Raw genomic sequence first — 16,925 nt, 5'->3', positions numbered from 1 at the left:
ATAATTTTTAAAGAATAAATAAGAAAAAGAATAAATAAGAAAAGGAGGAATATTTATGGCAGCAGCAAATACTGGTGGTGCGAGTTTAGGAGGTCTTATTCTACCTATTGCTATATTGGTGTTTTTCTATCTACTTGTTATAAGACCTCAAAAGAAAAGAGAGAAACAAATTAGGGAGATGAGAGATAACTTAAAAGTAGGAGATCAAATAGTAACTATAGGAGGTATTTTGGGAAAGATAATTAAAATAAAAGATGATATGGTTACTATAGAAGTTGGTTCTAATAAAACCAAATTAGATTTGACAAAATGGGCAGTAGGTTCTGTACTAAATAAATCTGAATCAAAAGATGAAGAAAATGAAAAAGATAAAAAAGAAGAAGAATAAAAATAAAACTTCCTTGTAATGAGGAAGTTTTATTAATTTTGGAATAAACTGTACCTAAATAAAATAAATTTAGAATAGGATAGGAGGTGGAGTAGATGAAAGAAAAAGTTTTAAACCACATGATATACTTGTTTAAAGGTTTAATTTTTTCTATGGGAATCACTATATTATTGTTATTTATACTATCTTTAATATTACTTTATACACCTTTTAAAGAATCAAATATTTCTTTACTTAATACAATAGTCATGATAATAAGTATAACTATAGGAAGTATTTATGTTTCTATTAATATAGGTGAAAACGGTTGGATAAATGGTGGAATTCTTGGTATACTTTATTTTTTAATGTTGATATTGTTAAATTACTTATTTTTAAAACCTTTTTTAATAGATATATACTTAATAGGGAAATTAGTATTATCTTTAGTAATAGGAATTATTGGAGGCATAATAGGAATAAATTTGAAATAGAACTTTAAATAATATTATTTATATGATATTATTTATATGATATAATCATGAAAGGTACATAGTAAGGAGGATGTGATATGAAATATATAAGGACTATATCTGGTAATAATTTAAAGGATACTTTAAAAAAAGGTGGCTGTGGAGAATGTCAGACATCTTGTCAGTCTGCGTGTAAAACTTCTTGCACAGTAGGAAATCAAAAATGTGAAAACAAATAAAGTATAAAGGCAGTGGTTTAAACCACTCCTTTTTAATTTAATTATATTTTAGTTTTAGGAGGATAGCTATGAGGAACATGGAAAGAATTCATAAATATACTTTAAATGGGAAAAATATTGTATTGGATATTAATAGTGGTGCAGTTCATGTAGTGGAAGATATTGTGTATGATATATTGGATTATTATGGCACTTATGCCGTAGAGAAAATAGTTGAGTTTTTAAAAGATAAATATGCTGAATTTGACATAAGGGAAGCTTATAAAGAAATATCTGTATTAGAAGAACAGGGTTTGTTGTTTTCTGAAGAGGTTCCTATACAATACATTAAATATAATGAAGATAATATTGTAAAAGCTTTATGTCTTCATGTAGCTCATGATTGTAATTTACGATGTAATTATTGTTTCGCTTCTCAAGGTGATTTTAAAGGAAATAGATCTTTGATGTCTTTGGGAGTAGGGAAAAAGGCATTAGATTTTTTAGTAAAAAATTCAGGAAACAGGAGAAATTTAGAAGTGGATTTTTTTGGAGGAGAACCTTTAATGAATTTTGATGTGGTAAAAGAATTAGTTATATATGGGAAAGATTTAGAAAAAGTCCATAATAAACATTTTCGTTTTACCATAACTACTAATGGAGTATTGTTAGATGAAGATAAGATGGAATTTATAAATAAATATATGGATAATGTGGTATTAAGTTTAGATGGCAGAAAAGAAATAAACGACAATATGAGAAAAACTGTATCAGGTAAAGGTAGTTATGATATTATACTTCCTAAATTTCAAAAAATGGTTGCTAAGAGAGGGGACAAGGATTATTATATAAGAGGAACCTTTACAAGTTATAATTTAGATTTTTCAAAAGATGCTATTGATTTTTATCAGAAAGGATTTAAAAAGATATCCATAGAGCCTGTGGTTACTTCACCAGATGAAGATTATGCTATAAGAGAAGAACATTTAGATACTGTATTAAAGGAATATGAGCAATTTTCTAGAGAATATCTAAAAATTAAAAAGCAAGATGATGAATTTCTATTTTTCCATTTTATGATTGATTTAAATCAAGGTCCTTGTATTATAAAACGTGCTGTAGGCTGTGGTGCAGGTTCTGAATATATGGCTGTTACTCCAGAAGGTGATTTATATCCTTGCCATCAATTTGTTGGGAATGAAAAGTTTAAAATTGGGGATGTATATGAGGGTATTTTGAATACTAAAATAAGAGAAGAATTTAAAGAAGCGAATGTTTATAATAAAGAAAAATGCAGAAATTGCTGGGCAAGATTTTACTGTAGTGGAGGCTGTCATGCAAATGCCTACAACTATCATGGAGATTTTATGAAACCTTATGATATTGGTTGTGAAATGGAGAAAAAAAGAATTGAATGTGCTATTTCAATTTTAGCTAATTTACAAGAATAATAATTAAAGTAGTTAAATTTGTTTTAGGAGGGTAAGGTAATGAATATGAAAAAAACAATACTTTTTATATTGATTATTGCTATAGTGGCTTTATTTTCCTATACTGCTATAAACGGGATAGAGATAGGAAAATTCAAAATTACAAGCGTGAAAGATTCAATTGATTTAGGATTAGATTTAGCTGGTGGTGTATGTGTAATATTAGAAGCAAAAACTGATCTACAAGGTACAGAATTACAAAAATCTATGGAACAATCTAAGATGATTATAAGTGAGAGGGTAGATAGTTTAGGAGTAGCAGAACCTAATATAACTATAGAAGGGAAGAAACGTATTAGAATTGAATTAGCAGGTATTGAAAATCCTCAAGAAGCTATAGAATTAATTGGGAAAACTGCACAATTACAGTTTGTAGATCCAGACGGTAAAGAGATATTAACAGGAAAGAATGTAAAAGGTTCAGAAGTAGTTTTTCATAAAACAGAATTAGGAGAAAAGCCTGTGGTTTCTTTGGAATTTGATAAGGAAGGTGCAGAGAAATTTAAAGAAGCTACTAAAAGGTTAAGTCAAAAGGAAACAATTGAAGAAAAGATAATCTATATAGTATTAGATGACCAGGTGATATCAGCTCCTGTTGTAAAAGATGTAATTACAGATGGTAAAGCTGTAATTGAGGGTGAATTTGATGTAGAAGAAGCTAATAAATTAGCAACTTTGATTAGAGCTGGTGCATTGCCTGTAGAAATGTCTGAACTTCAAACTTCTATTATAGGTCCAACTTTAGGATTGGAAGCTTTGGATAGAAGTGTTAAGGCTGGAGCTATTGCAATTTTAATTATATTTTTATTTATGCTTATTTATTATAGAATACCTGGACTAGTTGCTGATATTGGATTAACTATATATGTATTGATTTTAGTTTATGCCATGAAATTTTTAGGAGTAAAATTAACTTTACCAGGAATTGCAGGATTAATTTTATCAATCGGTATGGCGGTAGATGCTAATGTATTGATATTTGAAAGAATAAAAGAGGAATTGAAAAACGGTAAAACCATTAGAGTTTCTATAGATCATGGATTTAATAGGGCTTTGTCTTCTGTGTTAGATTCCAATATTACTACTTTAATAGCAGGAATTGTATTGTATTATTTTGGAATTGGTCCTATTAAAGGTTTTGGAATTACTTTAATATTGGGAATTATTGCTTCTATGATAACATCAGTGTTTGTAACAAAACATTTATTGATGTTAACAGTTGATATGACTAATACGAAGAATGCTAAATTATACGGTATGTAAGGGAGTGAAAAAATGAATATTATTAAAAATAGAAAATTATATTATACTATATCTTTAGGAATCATTATAATTGGTCTAGTTACGATGTTTGTGAGAGGATTAAATTATGGTATTGATTTTACTGGAGGCACCTCTATTCAAATAAAAATAGGTAAGATGATTATTGTAGATGAAGCAAAAGAGATAGTAGATGAGTATGACAAAGAAGCAAGTATAGTTCATATTGGAGAAAATAAAGATGAAATAATGATTAGAAGTAAAAAAGATTTTACTAATGACGAAATTAATCAAATAATAGATGAATTTGTAAAAAAGTACGATATAAAGAAAAAGGAATTTCAATCAGAAAAGTTTGGACCTTTTATGGGAGAAGAGATTAAGAAAAAAGCTTTATTATCATCAGCTATTGCAATTGTAGCCATGCTAATTTATATTAGTTGGAGATTTGAATTTAAGTTTGCTGCGGCAGCAATTATTGCATTGCTTCATGATGTATTGGTTACTTTTTCAGTATATTCAATTTTTAGAATTCCAGTTAATAGTGCCTTTATAGCTGCTATATTAACAATATTAGGCTACTCTATTAATGATACTATAGTTATTTTTGACAGAATTAGAGAAGAATTAAAAATAAGTCCGAAGAAATCTTTAGAAGAAATAATAAATGGAAGTATAAGTAAATCTTTGACTAGAACTATAAATACATCCTTAACTACACTAGTTGCAGTATTAGTTTTTTATATAGTAGGAGTAGAAGATGTTAAGATTCTTGCTTTACCTCTTATATTTGGTATAATAGCAGGCACATATTCATCATTGTTTATTGCTAGTCCTCTATGGTATGAGTTGAATAATAAAGGAAAACTTAAAACTAAGAAAGCATAAAACTGCCAGAAGGCAGTTTTATGTAGTTAGTTCTTTAAATTTGGGTAGAAATATTATAATATTGTATTTAATACTTTACATAAGGAGGATACCATGGAAAAAAGTTTTATACTTTCATTAATTTTTGCTGCTATTGTGGCTGTTTTTGCTTTAAAAAATGGTGATAAAGTACTTATAGATTTTATATTTACAAAAGTAGAAGTATCTCAAGCTATTGTTATCTTCTTGTCAGCTATACTAGGTGCAGTGGTCGTTGCAATTTTAAATGGAGTAAAAAATGTTAAACATAAAAAAGAAATTCGAGATTTAAATAAGAAAATTCAATCTATTAAAGAAGAGAATAATAATATGAAAGCTCTTCTAGAAGATAGAGGTGAAGAGATTACAAAATTAAAGAAAAGTATAAAGGAATTAGAGCAAAAAATAGAAGAATTTAATAATTCTATTGAAGAAAATGATATTGAAATTGAAAGTTGAAGTAGTTATAGGAGTGATATTATCTTGGAAAAATGGTACATAAGAAATGTAAAGGGGAATTTAGATAAAATTTCTAAAAGTTTAGGTATAAGTAAGTTTTTATCTAAATTGTTATTAAATAGACATATTACTAGTTATAGATTAATGGATAGTTTTATTAATCCAAGTTTAGATAAATTACATAGTCCTTGGTTGATGAAAGACATGGACAAAGGAGTAAATTTAATAGTAGAAAGTATTAAAAAAGGCGAAAAGATAAGAATCTCCGGGGATTATGATCAGGATGGTAATTCAGCTATATTAACTCTCTATAAAGGACTAAGAAAATGTGGTGCAAAGGTTGATTATGTAATTCCCCATAGAATAATGGATGGATATGGAATAAATGAAAGAATAGTTAAAGAAGCTAAAAGGGATGGAATAGATTTAATTATTACCTGTGATAATGGAATATCAGCATTTGAACCTATAAGATTAGCTAAAGATTTAGGCATAAAAGTCATAGTTACAGATCATCATGATATAGCTTATAAAGAAGATGAAGATGGAATAAAGAAGTATATTTTGCCAGATGCAGAGGCAGTCATTAATCCTAAGAGATGGGATTGTAAATATCCCTTTAAAGAATTATGTGGGGCAGGAGTAGCTTTTAAATTAATACAAGCTTTATATATGAAGATGAATATAAATATTGAGGAGTCATATAAATTATTGGAATTTGTAGCTATGGGTACAGTTTGTGATGTAGTAGATTTGGTTGATGAAAATAGAATAATAGTTAAAGAAGGTTTAAGTAGAATAAATAACACTCAAAATTTGGGATTAAAAGCTTTAATTAAAGCCACAGGATTAGAAGGGAAAAATATTAATACTTATTCTCTAGGTTTTATAATAGGACCTTGTATTAATGCTTCTGGAAGATTGGATAAAGCTGATATTGCTGTAGAGTTGTTTTTAACTGAAGATCAAGATAGAGCCCAGAAATATGCTAATAGATTACATGAATTAAATAAAAAAAGAAAAATTATGACGGAAAAAGGTTATGAAAGGATAGTAAATCAAATAGAAAGTACAGATTTAAAAAAACAAAGTGTATTAGTTATATTTGAACCCCAAATTCATGAGAGTGTGGCAGGAATTATTGCTGGTAGGGTAAAGGATAAATATTATAAGCCTACTATAGTTTTAACTCAATCTAAAGAAGAAGGTATTGCAAAGGGTTCAGGAAGGTCCATAGAAGAATACGATATGTTTGAGGAAATATCTAATCATAAGGAATTATTGGTAACTTTTGGAGGTCATCCTATGGCTGCAGGACTTTCATTAGATATTTCTAGTATAGATGAATTTAGATATAAATTAAACAAAGATGTGTCTCTAACTGTTGATGATTTGACCCCTAAAGTTTATATAGATATGCATCTTCCATTGGATTATATTAATTTTGCTTTGATTGAGGAGTTAGAGAAACTAGAACCTTTTGGAAAGGGTAATCCTAAGCCTTTATTTGCCGAAAAAAATGTGAAGATTAAAAGAGGGGTTATATTAGGTAATGAGCAAAACGTACTTAAATTATTATTATTGACTAAAAAAGGCCGTATAATAGATGGTATCTATTTTGGCGATATAGAAGAATTTGAAAGGCAAATGTGCAGAAAATTTGGACAAGAAGAATTAGATAAGATGTATAGGGGATTAAGTAATAATATAATGTTGGATATAATATATACCCCTGTAATAAATGAATATATGGGTAAAAGAAATATTCAAATTAATATTCAAAATTATAGATAATATTTTATATATGTAATTAAAATACTTTAATATAGATATTTTATTGCTATAATATATTTATAAACGATTAAAGATTATTTTATTTTTTATTTAAAGATTAAATTAATATGTATTGTAACTTATCTTAAGCAGGTGAATAATAATGATTGAAAATTTATTGCGAAGAATTGAACAATATAATCCCAATGCAAATATGGAACAAATTATAAAAGCTTATAATTTTGCAGAAGCAGCCCATGAGGGACAATTTAGGAACTCAGGAGAAAAATTTATAATACATCCTTATAATGTTGCTATTATTTTGACTGAGTTAAATATGGATACTGATACTATTGTTGCAGTACTTTTACATGATGTACTGGAAGATACAGATGTAACCTATGATACTTTAGTGCAAGAATTTGGGCAGGAAGTAGCAGATTTAGTAGAAGGTGTGACTAAATTAAAAAAATTGCAGTATAAGACAAAACAAGAAAATCAGGCAGAAAATTTAAGAAAAATGGTATTAGCTATGGCTAAGGATATTAGGGTGATTATAATAAAATTGGCGGACAGATTACACAACATGAGGACTCTTGAATATATGAGTGAAGAAAAGAAAAAGGAAAAAGCTATAGAAACTTTAGAAATATATGCACCTTTAGCTCATAGATTAGGTATATCAAAGATAAAATGGGAATTAGAGGATTTATCGTTGAGGTATTTAGATCCAGAGGGATACTATGACTTAGTAGATAGAGTATCGAAACGTAGAAAAGAGCGAGAAGCTTATATCCAAAAGATAATTAAAGAGCTAAGTGAAAAACTTGATAAAATGAATATTTCTAGTGATATAAGTGGTAGACCTAAAAATTTTTATAGTATATACAAGAAGATGGTTTACCAAAACAAATCCTTTGAACAAATATTTGATTTAACAGCAATACGCGTAATAGTTAATACTATTAAGGATTGTTATGGAGTATTAGGAATAGTTCATACAATGTGGAAACCTATACCAGGTAGATTTAAGGATTATATAGCTATGCCAAAACCAAATATGTACCAATCTCTCCATACCACTGTAATAGGTCCTGAAGGGGAGATATTTGAAGTTCAGATAAGAACTTGGGATATGCATAGAACTGCTGAATATGGAATTGCAGCTCATTGGAAATATAAAGAAGGGAAAGTAAAAACAGACAATTTTGATGAAAAATTAACATGGTTACGACAGTTGTTGGAATGGCAAAAGGATTTAAAAGATCCTACTGAATTTATGGAAACTTTAAAAATAGATCTTTTTACTGATGAAGTATTTGTATTTACTCCTAAGGGAGATGTAATAAACTTGCCAAATGGTTCTACACCTATAGATTTTGCATATAAAGTGCATACTGCAGTAGGAAATAATTGTGTTGGAGCAAAAGTTGACGGTAGAATTGTGCCTCTTGATTATAAACTTAAAAATGGAAATATAGTTGAAATATTAACATCTTCAACTAGTACTGGTCCAAGCAGAGATTGGCTTAAAATTGTTAAAAGTAGTCAAGCGAGGAATAAAATACGTCAATGGTTTAAACGAGAAGAAAGAGAATTAAATATTAATAGAGGTAAAGAAATGTTAGAGAAAGAGCTAAAAAGGCAAGGATATAAATTAACAGAAATATTAAAAGAGGATTGGTTGAAAAATATAGCTAATAAACTTAGTTTAAATACTTCTGAAGATTTATATGCAGCTTTAGGTTATGGCAGTGTTACTTTATCTCAAGTAATTCCAAGATTAAAAGAATTTTATAAGGATTATTATAATATAGATGATGAAAAAATTGAAAATAAAAAGTTTAATGAAATATCGCCAGATTCTAGAAAAAAGAAAAGGATTACGCAAGGTGTTAGTGTTAGAGGAGTAGACAATATTAAAGTACGATTTGCTAAATGTTGTAATCCAGTTCCTGGAGATGAAATTATAGGGTATATTACTAGAGGTAGAGGATTATCTATACACAGAAAAGATTGCCCAAATGTATCAGATTTAGTAGGTCAAGAAAGATTTATAGATGTGGAATGGGATACTGATGAAAAGACAGAATATCCAGTTGAGATACAAATAAAAGCAACTGACAGGTCGGGATTATTAACTGAAATTACTCAGGGAATTACTGATTCGAATATTAGTTTATTATCATTAAATGCAAGAACTAGTAAGGAAAAATTAGTATTAATAAATATGACCTTAGAAATTAAGGATACTGAACAATTAAAGGAATTAATGAAAAGAATTAGGAAATTAAAAGGTGTAATAGATGTATATAGGGTAATTAGCTAAGAAAGGATGGTTTTTTTCAATGCGAGCAGTGGTTCAAAGGGTGCTTAATGCTAATGTAGAAGTTAATGGGAAAATAGTTGGTGATATAAAAAAAGGTCTATTAGTTTTTTTAGGTATTGGAAATGACGATAATAATAAAGATTTAAATTATATGGTAGATAAGATTTTAGGATTGAGAATATTTGAAGATAATAATAATAAGATGAATTTATCCCTTTTGGATATAAAAGGAGAAATATTAGTTGTATCTCAATTTACATTATATGGAGATGTTAGGAAAGGGAGAAGACCAAGTTTTACTGATTCTGCTAAGCCAGATATAGCAGAGAAAATGTACAATCAGTTTATTAATAAATGTAAGCAAAAAGGTGTAAAGACTGAAAAAGGAGTATTTGGAGCAGATATGAAAGTGAAGCTTGTTAATGATGGTCCAGTAACCATATTAATTGATAGTAAAAAAATTTTTTAGGAGGGATACTATTGAAAGTTATTAGAATACCTGCAGGAATTTATGCTGCAAATTGTTATATAGTATATTCAGAAAAAGATAAAGAAGGAATTGTTATAGATCCAGGTGGAGATGCAGATGATATTATTGCTAAAATAGAAGAATTAGGACTTGATATTAAATATATAATACTTACCCATGGACATGGTGATCATATTGCTGGAGTTAAAGAAGTAAAAGAATATACTAATGCTCCCGTGGCAATTCATAAAGATGATAAATATCTATTAAAAAACGGAAAAAGTAATTTATCTAGCATAATGGCTATGGGAACAATTGAACTAACTCCAGATATTATACTTAAAGATGGAGATGAAATATGTTTTGATGATTTGAAAGCTAAAATAATTCATACTCCAGGGCATACTCCAGGAGGAATATCTATAAAAATTGAAGATGGTATATTTACAGGGGATACTTTATTTGCAGGTTCCATTGGTAGAACTGATTTTGAAGGTGGTTCTTTTAAAGATATAATGGAGTCAATAAAAAATAAAATAATAATATATCCTGATGATACTGTAATATATCCAGGTCATGGACCAACTTCAACAATAAAAATGGAAAAACTTACAAATCCATTTTTGAGATATTAGAATTAAATGCCACCTTTTGGGGCATGTTATTTAATGGGGGTGGCATAACTTGAAAAATAAATATAAATACAGAAAAAACGAAAAACCAGTCGATTTACATGATTTATATGAATTAATTGAATTAGGATTCAATAAAGAAGAGATATCTAAGGAATTGGGAATATCAAAAAAATATGTACAAAAAACAATAGAAAATTTTTATAAAGATTATTGAAGGGAGAAATAATGATTTATATTTATTTAGAAGGTCATGATTTTGAATATGAAGTGAGAGAATTAGTTAAAGTTTTCTTTTTTAAGAAAGATATTGTGTTTATTTATGATGAAGAAGAATATACTGGAAGAGGTATATTTATAAAGAATGTTTTATCAAGTACTTTAGATCAAATTACTTCAACTACTACGGTATATATAGATAGTAAGTTAGTATCTAGTTCTACCATAAATGATATTCAAAGTATAGAAATAGAAAAAAATACTTTAAAGAAAAAGGTAAAAATTGGTATTAAGCAGAGTATATATGATACACTAAGTAAAGTATCTGAAACCTTTGCTCCTTGGGGAGTGTTAACTGGTATTAGACCTATTAAAATTGTTCATACTTTATTGGATGAGGGACGAAATGAAGAGGAAATATTTAATATATTGAACAAAGAATATAGACTATTTAAAGATAAAGCAGAGTTAATCATAGATATTTGTAAAAGACAAAGAAAATATATATATCCTTTAGATAAAGATAAATTTAGCTTGTATGTAAGTATTCCTTTTTGTCCAACTAGATGTTTATATTGTTCTTTTCCTACGTGTAGTGTTGTAAAATATGGGAGTTATATTGAGGAGTATACGGACAAGCTAATATATGAAATTGACAGAATTAGCGATATGATGAGAGGGAAAAAGATATCTACAGTATATATTGGTGGTGGAACACCTACTGCTATTCCTATATATAACCTAGAAAGAATAATTCAGTCTATATATAAATATTTTGAATATAGTGATATTAAAGAAATTACTGTAGAAGCAGGTAGACCGGATACTATAACTCGGCAAATGTTACAGATGCTCAAACAAAATAATGTAGGTAGAATTAGCATAAATCCTCAAACTATGAACAATTCTACTTTAAAATTAATAGGAAGAAATCATACTGTTGAAGATGTTATACATTCTTACTATATTGCAAGAGAAATTGGATTTGAAGTTATAAACATGGATTTAATAGTTGGGCTTCCATCCGAGGAAACAGAAGAAATAAAAGATACAATGAAGAAAATCAAAAAATTAGATCCAGAGAATTTAACAGTTCATACTTTATCAGTAAAAAGGGGTTCTAAATTTAAGGTTACTATGGATAAATACAAGATCGAAAGTCAAAAGGTTATAGACGAGATGCTGGAAATTACTAAAAATTATGCAAGGGATATGAAGCTTCAACCATATTATTTATATAGACAAAAACAGATATTAGGTAATTTAGAAAATATAGGTTATGCTAAAGAAGGTAAGGAATGTCTATACAATATGATAATGATGGAAGAAAAAGAAACAGTAATAGCAGCAGGTATGGGAGGAGTATCTAAAATATTTTATCCAAAAGAGGATAGAATAGAAAGAATTCCAAATGTAAAAAGTTTAGAGGAATATTTAAATAGAACTGAAGAAATGGTGAGTAGAAAGAGCTCCAGATTGTCTTGACATAATATAAATTATATCTTATAATTATTAAAAACATATAAAACTATGAAGAGAAATAGTAGTTAAATCCCTTGGTTGTAGAGAGTCAGGATTGGTGGAAACTGATACCAATATTTAGTGAAGACAGCTCTGAGTTAACAAACTTTGTTTTGTTCGCAAATATTTGCGTTAAAGCTATAAGCGAGGTAAAATCCTAATTAGGGTGGCACCGCGAGAATTAACCTCTCGTCCCTGAAAACAGAGATGAGGGGTCTTATTATTTTAAGGGAGGTAGTCATATGAAAGAAAATATGGGAGATTTAAGAAGAAGTCATATGTGTGGAAATTTAAGAATGTCAAATGTAGACGAAGAAGTAATACTAATGGGATGGGTTCAAAGAGAAAGGAATCTAGGCTCATTGATATTTGTAGATTTAAGAGATACAACTGGCATATGTCAAATAGTTTTTGATAGTACAGTTTCCAATGAAATATTTAATAAAGCATCAAAACTAAGAAGTGAATTTGTAGTAGCAGTAAGAGGAAAAGTTAGAAAAAGAGAATCTATAAATCCAGAAATTCCTACAGGAGAAATAGAAGTTTTAGCAGAAGAATTAAGAATATTGAATACATCTAATACACCTCCTATATATATAAAAGATGGTGACAATGTTTCTGAATCTATGAGGTTAAAATATAGGTATTTGGATTTAAGAAAGCCTTCTATGCAAAACAATTTAAAAGTGAGACATAAAGTTGCAAAATTAGTTAGAGATTTTTTAGATGAGAATCATTTTATAGAGATTGAAACTCCAATGTTAACAAAGCCTACACCAGAGGGGGCAAGGGATTATTTAGTACCCAGCAGAGTAAATCCAGGGCATTTTTATGCTCTTCCTCAATCACCACAGCTTATGAAGCAGCTTTTAATGATATCTGGTATGGATAGATATTATCAAATAGTAAGGTGTTTTCGTGATGAGGACTTAAGGGCAAATCGGCAACCTGAATTTACTCAAATTGATATGGAAATGTCATTCGTTGATGTAGATGATGTAATAAAATTAAATGAACAACTTTTATATAAATTGTTTAAAGAATTTAAAGGTATAGAAATAGAACTTCCAATACAGAGAATGACATATAGGGAAGCTATGGAAAGATTTGGAGTAGATAAGCCAGATTTAAGGTTTGGGTTTGAGCTTACAGACATTACAGACATAGTAGTAAATTCTGATTTTAAAGTATTTAGTGGAACTATTGAAAACAAAGGTTATGTAAAAGGAATTAATGTAAAAGGGTATGGAGATGAATTTTCTAGGAAGGATATTTCAAATTTAGAATCCTATGTAAAGGATTTTGGAGCTAAAGGATTAGTTTGGATGAAAATTACATCAGATGGAATAACATCTCCTATTGTTAAATTTTTGTCTCAAGAAGAAGTAAATAGAATCTTGGATAGAATGGAAGCAGAAGAGGGAGATTTATTGTTATTTATTGCAGATAAACCTGCTGTTGTATTTGATAGTTTAGGGAATTTAAGAAAAGAGGTTGCAAGAAGGCTTAATTTATTAGATGATAATGAGTTTAAACTAGTTTGGATTACAGAATTTCCATTATTTGAATACGATGATGAAGAGGGAAGGTATGTTGCAAAGCACCATCCATTTACCCATCCAATGGAAGAGGATATTCATTTGCTTGAAACACAACCAGAAAAGGTTAGAGCTAAAGCTTATGATATAGTCATAAATGGGGATGAGATAGGCGGTGGAAGTATTAGAATAAGTGACCAAGACTTACAAAAAAGGATGTTTAAGGCTCTTGGTTTTTCTGAAGAAGAGGCTTGGGATAAGTTTGGATTCTTATTGGAAGCATTTAAATATGGTACACCTCCACATGGTGGTATAGCTTATGGATTTGATAGACTGATAATGCTATTGACAGGTAATAATAACATAAGAGATGTTATAGCTTTTCCAAAAACTCAGTCTGCCACTTGTTTGTTAACAGAAGCTCCTACAGCTGTTTCAGAAGAGCAATTAAAAGAGCTTCATGTGAAATTGGATTTGTAAAAGGTGATAGGAATGAAGGATTATTTTTTGAGAACTGAATTATTATTAGGAAAGAAAGCTATGAAAAAATTAGCTAATTCAAAAGTTGCTGTATTCGGAATAGGAGGAGTAGGTTCCTATACTTCTGAAGCATTAGTAAGATCTGGCTTAGGTAATATTGTACTTGTAGATTATGATATAATAGATGTGTCCAATATAAATAGACAAATTCATGCAACATCTAAAACAGTAGGGCAATTGAAGGTAAATGTCATGAAAGATAGGCTGTTGGAAATAAATCCAGATCTTAATATTGTTGTATATGATGAGTGCTATTCAGAAGAAAATGCTGAGGAGCTTTTGTCTCCTAGCTATAATTATGTCGTAGATGCAATAGATATGGTTTCATCTAAAATAAATTTAATAGAAAAGTGTAAAGCATTAAAGATTCCAATTATATCTTGTATGGGTGCAGGAAACAAATTAGATCCTACTATGTTTCAAGTGGGAGATATATATGAAACATTTAATTGCCCTTTAGCAAAAGTTATGAGGAAAGAATTGAAAAAAAGAGGTATTCAAGATTTAAAAGTGGTTTGGTCTAAGGAAAATCCTATAAAAATTAATCTGAGAAAAAGTGATAATAGAAAAACAATACCAGGAAGTGTATCTTTTGTCCCATCTGTTGCAGGTTTAATTATTGCCTCTGAAGTGGTGAAAGATTTAGTTATGGAGGTGTAATTTTATGGATCAAATAGGCTATATACGTAATGTATATGATGATATGGCAGAAGTAGAGGTGCGACGAATTTCAGGTTGTGGTGGTAGTTGTAGTAGTTGTGGTGGAGCTTGCAATGTTCCAAGCATAACAGTTCAAATGGAGAATTTAATTGGTGCAAAACCAGGGGATTATGTGGAAATAAGAGGAAAATCCAACAAGATTATTAAATATGCATTAATAGTTTATATGATACCATTTTTTATGTTGATACTAGGTATAATTACAGGTATTAGTATATTCAAGTCGTTTAGTATAGATAATTTTGAAATTTATAGTTTATTGATAGGTATGGCATTTTTGAGTATATCTTTTTTAATAGTAAGAAAGATAGATAATTTTATTAGAGATAGAAATGATAAAGCCATGGAGATGGTGCGTATATTAAAAGTAAATAAATAATATTTTAGAAGGAGGAAATGAGATTGATTTTGAGGACAGACGATAAGGAAGCCATAATAAAAAGATTAAGACGAATTGAAGGACAGGTTAAAGGGATTCAAAAGATGGTAGAGGAAGAAAAAGATTGTGGCGATATATTGATTCAAGTAGCAGCAGTTAGATCGGCTATGAATTCCGTTGGAGGTTTAATACTTGAAAACTATATGAAAGATTGTCTTAAAAGTTACTTGGATGGTAATACAGAAGATGAAATTTTAGACAATTTAGTAGATATTATGATCAAATATACTAAACAAAATTAGCTTTTATATTTTACACGTTTTATTGACTGAGATAAGGAAGTAGAAATTATGATTCCTAGTGAAATAGCAGCAGCTATAAAAAAAGTTTCAGTACCTTTATTTATAGCTGTAAAAAAGTCTTTCCTTACTAATGCTAACATGGTATAGTACATGCCAGCACCGGGTACCAGAGGAACTATTCCTGGTATGATATATACGGTTGCTGGTTTTTTGGAATGTCTAGCTAACAATTCCCCTAATATTCCAACCACTACTGAAGCAAAAAAAGTACCAACAATAAGACTTCCAAAAAAAGATGAAATTATATAAAAAGTTATCCAACTTAAAGCACCAGCTATGCCAGATTTATAAATGGATTTTTTAGGAATATCAAATAGTATAGCAAATCCAATGGTAGATAAAAATGCAAATAAAAATTTTATTAAAATTGACATTAAATCATCCCCTTAAAATAAATATTTAATACAAAACCTACTCCAAAAGCAATAGCTAATGCAGAAAAAACAGCTTCCATACCTCGTGATAATCCAGAAATAAAATCTCCTGAAATAGTATCTCTTATTGCATTAGTTATTGCTACACCAGGTACTAATGCCATAATAGATCCTATGATAATTATATCCATATTTTCCCCAAAACCAATTGTAGTAGATGCTAAAGATAAAAAAGAAGCTAAAGATGCACCAATAAAATTATTGAGAAAGAACGTCATTTTAAATTTATCAATTTTATTTATAGTTATGAGAACTATTAAACTTATTATATAAGTAGATAAAAAATCCATAATAGTGCCACCAAATAAAAGGGAAAAAAAAGCACATGCTAAACTACCAAACAATACTTTAGTTTTAGAGGAATAATTTTTAATTTTATTGATTTTTTTTAGTTTGTCAATCCCTTCACTAGGAGACATATTAGAATTTACAAAGTCTCTAGAAAATTGATTTACTAAATCGATTTTATTTAAGTCAATTTTAATATTTTTAACTCGTATTAAGTAAGTCATCATTTCTTCTTCGTATTCTAGAGAAACAAATATACCAGTAGGAGTTACAAATGCATCTGCATACTTTATATTCATCCGAGATTTACATATTCTTTCTATGGTATCTTCAACTCTATAGGTTTCAGCACCATTTTTTAACATAATTTTTCCTGTTAAGCTTGCTAACAAAAGTAATTTTTTTGCGTCATTTCTATTAACAATATTATTATTCATAAAATTCACCTCATAAGCACAATTAGTTAAAATAAGTTGTAAATAATAGAAATAAATTATATAATAAATTTGTATGTAAAAATATAATATAATTATGTTTTACATAACTAT

19 protein-coding genes and 1 other annotated feature are annotated in these 16,925 nt (G+C 28.8%); of the genes, 17 read left to right on the top strand and 2 right to left on the bottom strand.

Features of this window, described 5'->3' with window-relative positions; translation table 11 throughout:
- Positions 1–55: 55 nt before the first annotated feature.
- From yajC to JL105_RS05850, 17 genes are all read left to right on the top strand, one after another.
- Complete coding sequence (gene yajC, locus JL105_RS05930) at positions 56–388, top strand: preprotein translocase subunit YajC (RefSeq protein ID WP_132027048.1); 333 nt, start codon at positions 56–58, stop codon at positions 386–388.
- A gap of 95 nt (positions 389–483) precedes the next feature.
- A complete protein-coding gene (locus JL105_RS05925; protein ID WP_132027050.1) occupies positions 484–861 on the top strand; it encodes a TIGR04086 family membrane protein in 378 nt (125 codons plus the stop codon).
- 77 nt (positions 862–938) lie between these two features.
- Positions 939–1,079: a six-cysteine ranthipeptide SCIFF gene (gene scfA, locus JL105_RS05920; protein ID WP_132027052.1), complete on the top strand. Its 141-nt coding sequence runs from the start codon at positions 939–941 to the stop codon at positions 1,077–1,079.
- A gap of 77 nt (positions 1,080–1,156) precedes the next feature.
- Positions 1,157–2,509, top strand: coding sequence for a thioether cross-link-forming SCIFF peptide maturase (scfB, locus tag JL105_RS05915; RefSeq protein WP_132027366.1), 1,353 nt, complete (start codon positions 1,157–1,159; stop codon positions 2,507–2,509).
- A 39-nt stretch (positions 2,510–2,548) separates the two neighbouring features.
- Positions 2,549–3,811 (top strand): protein translocase subunit SecD, encoded by a 1,263-nt coding sequence (gene secD / locus JL105_RS05910; protein ID WP_132027054.1) that lies wholly within the window; start codon positions 2,549–2,551, stop codon positions 3,809–3,811.
- Between the two features lie 12 nt (positions 3,812–3,823).
- Positions 3,824–4,696 (top strand): protein translocase subunit SecF, encoded by an 873-nt coding sequence (secF, locus tag JL105_RS05905; RefSeq protein WP_132027056.1) that lies wholly within the window; start codon positions 3,824–3,826, stop codon positions 4,694–4,696.
- Between the two features lie 93 nt (positions 4,697–4,789).
- Entirely contained in the window at positions 4,790–5,173 is a 384-nt protein-coding gene (locus JL105_RS05900) for a LapA family protein (protein ID WP_132027058.1), read from the top strand.
- 24 nt (positions 5,174–5,197) lie between these two features.
- Positions 5,198–6,967: a single-stranded-DNA-specific exonuclease RecJ gene (gene recJ / locus JL105_RS05895; protein WP_132027060.1), complete on the top strand. Its 1,770-nt coding sequence runs from the start codon at positions 5,198–5,200 to the stop codon at positions 6,965–6,967.
- 142 nt (positions 6,968–7,109) lie between these two features.
- Complete coding sequence (locus JL105_RS05890) at positions 7,110–9,275, top strand: RelA/SpoT family protein (protein WP_132027062.1); 2,166 nt, start codon at positions 7,110–7,112, stop codon at positions 9,273–9,275.
- A 19-nt stretch (positions 9,276–9,294) separates the two neighbouring features.
- Entirely contained in the window at positions 9,295–9,744 is a 450-nt protein-coding gene (gene dtd / locus JL105_RS05885) for a D-aminoacyl-tRNA deacylase (protein WP_132027064.1), read from the top strand.
- 11 nt (positions 9,745–9,755) lie between these two features.
- Positions 9,756–10,379, top strand: a complete 624-nt coding sequence (locus tag JL105_RS05880; protein ID WP_132027066.1) for an MBL fold metallo-hydrolase — start codon at positions 9,756–9,758, stop codon at positions 10,377–10,379.
- Positions 10,380–10,428: 49 nt separating this feature from the next.
- The gene (locus tag JL105_RS05875) at positions 10,429–10,593 is read left to right on the top strand and encodes a hypothetical protein (RefSeq protein ID WP_158279994.1); all 165 of its coding nucleotides are present in this window, start codon (positions 10,429–10,431) and stop codon (positions 10,591–10,593) included.
- An 11-nt stretch (positions 10,594–10,604) separates the two neighbouring features.
- Positions 10,605–12,080 (top strand): coproporphyrinogen dehydrogenase HemZ, encoded by a 1,476-nt coding sequence (gene hemZ, locus JL105_RS05870; protein WP_132027068.1) that lies wholly within the window; start codon positions 10,605–10,607, stop codon positions 12,078–12,080.
- Positions 12,081–12,116: 36 nt separating this feature from the next.
- Positions 12,117–12,316: a binding site (T-box leader), on the top strand.
- Between the two features lie 42 nt (positions 12,317–12,358).
- On the top strand, positions 12,359–14,134 hold the full coding sequence (gene aspS / locus JL105_RS05865; RefSeq protein WP_132027070.1) for an aspartate--tRNA ligase: 1,776 nt from the start codon (positions 12,359–12,361) through the stop codon (positions 14,132–14,134).
- 27 nt (positions 14,135–14,161) lie between these two features.
- Positions 14,162–14,854 carry a tRNA threonylcarbamoyladenosine dehydratase gene (locus JL105_RS05860; protein ID WP_237722226.1) on the top strand — a complete coding sequence of 231 codons (693 nt, stop codon included), beginning with the start codon at positions 14,162–14,164 and terminating at the stop codon, positions 14,852–14,854.
- Positions 14,855–14,858: 4 nt separating this feature from the next.
- Positions 14,859–15,293, top strand: coding sequence for a SoxR reducing system RseC family protein (locus JL105_RS05855; protein ID WP_132027074.1), 435 nt, complete (start codon positions 14,859–14,861; stop codon positions 15,291–15,293).
- 23 nt (positions 15,294–15,316) lie between these two features.
- Positions 15,317–15,595: a metal-sensitive transcriptional regulator gene (locus JL105_RS05850; protein ID WP_237722224.1), complete on the top strand. Its 279-nt coding sequence runs from the start codon at positions 15,317–15,319 to the stop codon at positions 15,593–15,595.
- Here the strand turns inward: JL105_RS05850 and JL105_RS05845 are convergent.
- Together JL105_RS05845 and JL105_RS05840 are read right to left on the bottom strand one after the other, a co-directional pair.
- Entirely contained in the window at positions 15,592–16,029 is a 438-nt protein-coding gene (locus tag JL105_RS05845) for a threonine/serine exporter family protein (RefSeq protein ID WP_132027078.1), read from the bottom strand. The genes JL105_RS05850 and JL105_RS05845 overlap by 4 nt on opposite strands.
- Positions 16,029–16,814, bottom strand: a complete 786-nt coding sequence (locus tag JL105_RS05840; RefSeq protein ID WP_132027080.1) for a threonine/serine exporter family protein — start codon at positions 16,812–16,814, stop codon at positions 16,029–16,031. Before JL105_RS05840 ends, JL105_RS05845 begins: the two co-directional genes overlap by 1 nt.
- Positions 16,815–16,925 lie beyond the last annotated feature (111 nt).

The organism is Keratinibaculum paraultunense (genome assembly GCF_016767175.1).
GTDB classification, from domain to species: Bacteria; Bacillota; Clostridia; order Tissierellales; family Tepidimicrobiaceae; genus Keratinibaculum; species Keratinibaculum paraultunense.
Note: the sequence above shows the minus strand (reverse complement) of the source record. Positions and strands in the feature narration are given on the sequence as shown.